We start from the raw sequence: 3,398 nt of genomic DNA, 5'->3' as shown, positions 1-3,398 counted from the left end.
GAGACTCGTACGCCGCCACCGGGAGCCCGCCGTCGTCCAGGCGCTCCGCTCGACGGCCGCCGCCGTGGTCTCGTACGTCGTCGCGCTCCGCCTCAGCAGCGAGCCGGCGCCGCTCACCGCGCCCCTGACCGCGCTGCTCGTCGTCCAGGTGACCCTCTACTCCACGCTCACGACCGGCATCCGGCGCGTGAACTCCGTCGTCGCCGGGGTGCTGATCGCGATCGGGTTCAGCGCCCTGGTCGGCCTGACCTGGTGGAGCCTGGGACTGATCATCCTCGCCTCACTGGTCGTGGGGCGGCTGGTGCGCGCGGGCGAGTTCGTCCCCGAGGTGGCCATCAGCGCGATGCTCGTCCTCGGCGTGACCCAGGTGGCGGACACGGCCTGGGACCGGGTCCTCGAAACACTGATCGGCGCCGCCGTGGGCCTCGCCTTCAACGTGCTGCTGGTCCCGCCGGTCTGGATCGGGCCCGCCGGCGAATCGATCACCGATCTCGCCGCCCGTATGAGCACCCTGCTGCTGCACATCGGCGGCGAGACGGACGGGGCGACCACGGTGGAGCGGGCCGCGGCCCGGCTGCACGAGGCACGTCGGCTCGACAACGACATCGCGGACGTCGACGCCGCGCTCCGGCAGGCCGAGGACAGCCTGCGGCTGAACCCCCGGGTCAAGGAGGGGGTCCTCTTCGGGCTGGTGCTGCGCACCGGACTGGACACCCTGGAGATCTGCGCGGTGGTGCTGCGCGTCTCCTGCCGCACGCTCACCGACCTGGCCAAGGCGCGCGGCGACGAGCCGCCCTTCCCTCCCCCGGTCGCCGACGCCCTGCGCGAGCTGTACGGGCACACCGCCGCGGCCGTGGAGGCCTTCGCCCGGCTGATCACGGCCCAGGTGAGTTCGAACGCCGAGGAGGCCGAATCCCTCCTCATCCGGGAACTCGGCACCGCCCGCGAGAGCCGCGAGCGGCTGGCGGCGCTGCTGCCCGGGCAGATCGCCCGCCGTCCCGGGGAATGGCAGCTGTACGGGGCGCTCCTCGCGGAGGCCGACCGGGTGCTGGACGAGCTGAGCGTCGACAAGCGGTCCGAGCGGCTGCTGGAGGAACTGGACCGGCACGCGCGGGCCCGGCGCGACCGCCGGCGGTGGCCGCGCCGCCTGCGCGAGCGGCCGGCCGGGGAGGGGGAGAGGGCGTGATCGTGCCCTTCGGGCCGGTCCCGGCCGGGTGTTCAGCCGCGCGTCGAGCTCTACGTTCAGCCCCGCTTCAGCACCAGGGGACGAGGGTGTAGTTGTGCACGTAGCGGGCGGACACCCAGCCCGGCCGGCCCTGCAGCCGGTACCAGATGTCGTTGCCCTGCACCCACGCGGACTCGGTCTGGCAGGCCAGCTTGACCTTCTGCCAGGGGTCGAGGACCCCGACCACCTTGGCGCCGAGGTTCGCGTGGGCGTGCACCTTCAGACCTGCGTGGCTCACGACCAGGCCGTCGGCGCCCGAGGACGTCGCCAGCGCGTTCCCGGCGAAGAGGGCGACCGCGGCGGCTGCCGCCGTTCCCGACCACGCGATCCTCCTGAACATGCGCATCTGCGTCTCCCCATCTCCCGCTCCGCGGGTTCCGCGGCCCGTCTCGCGTCCGGGCGCCGGGCACGGCGCCGAGAACGACCCTGCGCCGCCCGCCCCCGTACGGTCGTCCGGCACACCGCACGGTCGCCCGATCGGCGGACGGCCGGATCCGGTGGTATGAGTGGGGCATGGACGCGCCCGCCTCCCCCGACGAGCGGGCCCGGCACGGCCGGGCGCGGCGCAAGCGGCTGCCCCGGTCGGCGCACGACAGGACGCCGCGGCCCGACACGCGGGCGGACCCCCTGTCCGTCCTGGCGGCGCAGGGCGCGGGCCGGCTGCGGGAGCTGCTGCCCCTGCGGTACGCGCGGATGGCGGCGGGCCCCTTCCCATTCCTGCGCGGGGCGGCCGCCGTGATGGCCGCCGACCTGGGGGCGGGCGAGCACACCGGGCTGCTGGTGCAGCTGTGCGGGGACGCGCACCTGCTGAACTTCGGGCTGTACGCCTCACCGGAGCGGTCCCTGCTGTTCGACCTCAACGACTTCGACGAGACGCTGCCCGGGCCCTTCGAGTGGGACGTCAAACGGCTGGCGGCGAGCGTGGCCGTGGCCGCCCGGGCGAACGGCCACGACGACGCCGACGCACTGCGGGCCGCCGAGGCGGCCGTGGCCTCGTACCGGCACACGGTGCGCAGGCTGGCCGGGCTCGGGGAACTCGCCGTCTGGTACGAGCGGGTGGACAGCGCGGAGGTGCTGCCGTTGGTGCGGCGCCGGCACCGGGCGCGGGTGGCGGCCGGACTGGAGCGTGCCCGGCGGCGCACCAGCCTGCAGGCGCTGGAGAAGATGACGGAGGTGGTGGACGGCCGGCCGCGGATCCGCCGCGATCCGCCGCTGCTGGAGCCGGTCGCGGAACTGGACGACGTGACGGTGCGGCAGGTGTTCGCGGACTACCGGGACTCCCTGCCGGAGGAGCGGCGGCAACTGCTGGACCGCTTCCAGGTGGTGGACGTGGCCCGGAAGGTGGTGGGCGTGGGCAGCGTCGGGACCCGCTGCTTCGTGGTCCTGCTGACCGGGCGGGACGCGGGCGACCCGCTGTTCCTCCAGATCAAGGAGGCCGGTCCCTCGGTGCTGGAGGCCCACGCCGGGGCGTCCCGGCACCGGCACGCCGGGCACCGGGTGGTGGCCGGCCAGCGGCTGATGCAGGCGGCCGGCGACATCTTCCTCGGCTGGGCCACGGGGCCTGCGGGCCGGCCGTTCTACTGGCGGCAGCTGCGCGACATGAAGGGGTCCGCCGACGTCTCCGGCATGGACCCGATCCTGCTGGAGGAGTACGCGCGCCTGTGCGGCCGGACCCTGGCCCGCGCCCACGCCCGTACCGGCGACCGGATCGCGATCGCCGGCTACCTGGGCTCCGGCGACACCTTCGACCGGGCCGTCGGCCGCTTCGCCCTCGGCTACGCGGACCTCACGCTCGCCGACCACGGCGCGCTGACGGCGGCCCTGACCGACAGCCCCGTCCCCTCGCACGGGGCGCGCCCGGCGGCGTCCTGACCTTCGGGCACCAGGGCTGCGCGGTCCCCGGTCGACACCCCGTGGCGGGCGGGGCAGCATGGAGGGGATGCGCGCGCTCCCCCTCCGTCTCCGATGGGAGCATCCCATGTACCGACGCACCCGATGCGCCGCGGTCACGTCCCTGCTCGTCTCCTCGGTCGTCTGCGGCGGCACCGTCGTCCTCGCACCGGCCGCCGGCGCCGCGGTGCCGACCGCCAGCTGTACGGTCACGCCCGCGGCGAACGGCACGTACGTCACCATCTCGGGCGAGGGGTTCACGGCCCCCCGCGCCCTCAACGAC

Annotated in this window: 4 protein-coding genes; 3 read left to right on the top strand and 1 reads right to left on the bottom strand. The window is 75.1% G+C overall.

Annotated elements, in window-relative coordinates; all coding sequences use genetic code 11:
* Positions 1-1,186, top strand: a 1,186-nt coding sequence (locus tag ACFV0Q_RS39930; protein ID WP_385012807.1) for an aromatic acid exporter family protein, incomplete at its 5' end; no start/stop codon positions are given.
* 67 nt (positions 1,187-1,253) lie between these two features.
* Here ACFV0Q_RS39930 and ACFV0Q_RS39925 read toward each other — a convergent pair.
* Complete coding sequence (locus ACFV0Q_RS39925; RefSeq protein WP_385012805.1) at positions 1,254-1,571, bottom strand: SH3 domain-containing protein; 318 nt, start codon at positions 1,569-1,571, stop codon at positions 1,254-1,256.
* Between the two features lie 167 nt (positions 1,572-1,738).
* On the opposite strand from ACFV0Q_RS39925, the gene ACFV0Q_RS39920 reads away from it, so the two are divergent.
* Positions 1,739-3,097, top strand: a complete 1,359-nt coding sequence (locus tag ACFV0Q_RS39920) for a DUF2252 domain-containing protein (RefSeq protein WP_385012803.1) — start codon at positions 1,739-1,741, stop codon at positions 3,095-3,097.
* A gap of 106 nt (positions 3,098-3,203) precedes the next feature.
* Positions 3,204-3,398: hypothetical protein (locus tag ACFV0Q_RS39915; protein ID WP_385012801.1), on the top strand; the 195-nt coding region annotated here is incomplete at its 3' end.

Origin of the sequence: Streptomyces sp. NPDC059564, from assembly GCF_042735575.1 — a bacterium.
GTDB lineage: Bacteria > Actinomycetota > Actinomycetes > Streptomycetales > Streptomycetaceae > Streptomyces.
Note: the sequence above shows the minus strand (reverse complement) of the source record. Positions and strands in the feature narration are given on the sequence as shown.

Coding starts and splice junctions, on each gene's coding strand:
- ACFV0Q_RS39925 (WP_385012805.1), bottom strand. CDS start 1,571: ATGCGCATGTTCAGGAGGATCGCGTGGTCGGGAACGGCGGCAGCCGCC.
- ACFV0Q_RS39920 (WP_385012803.1), top strand. CDS start 1,739: ATGGACGCGCCCGCCTCCCCCGACGAGCGGGCCCGGCACGGCCGGGCG.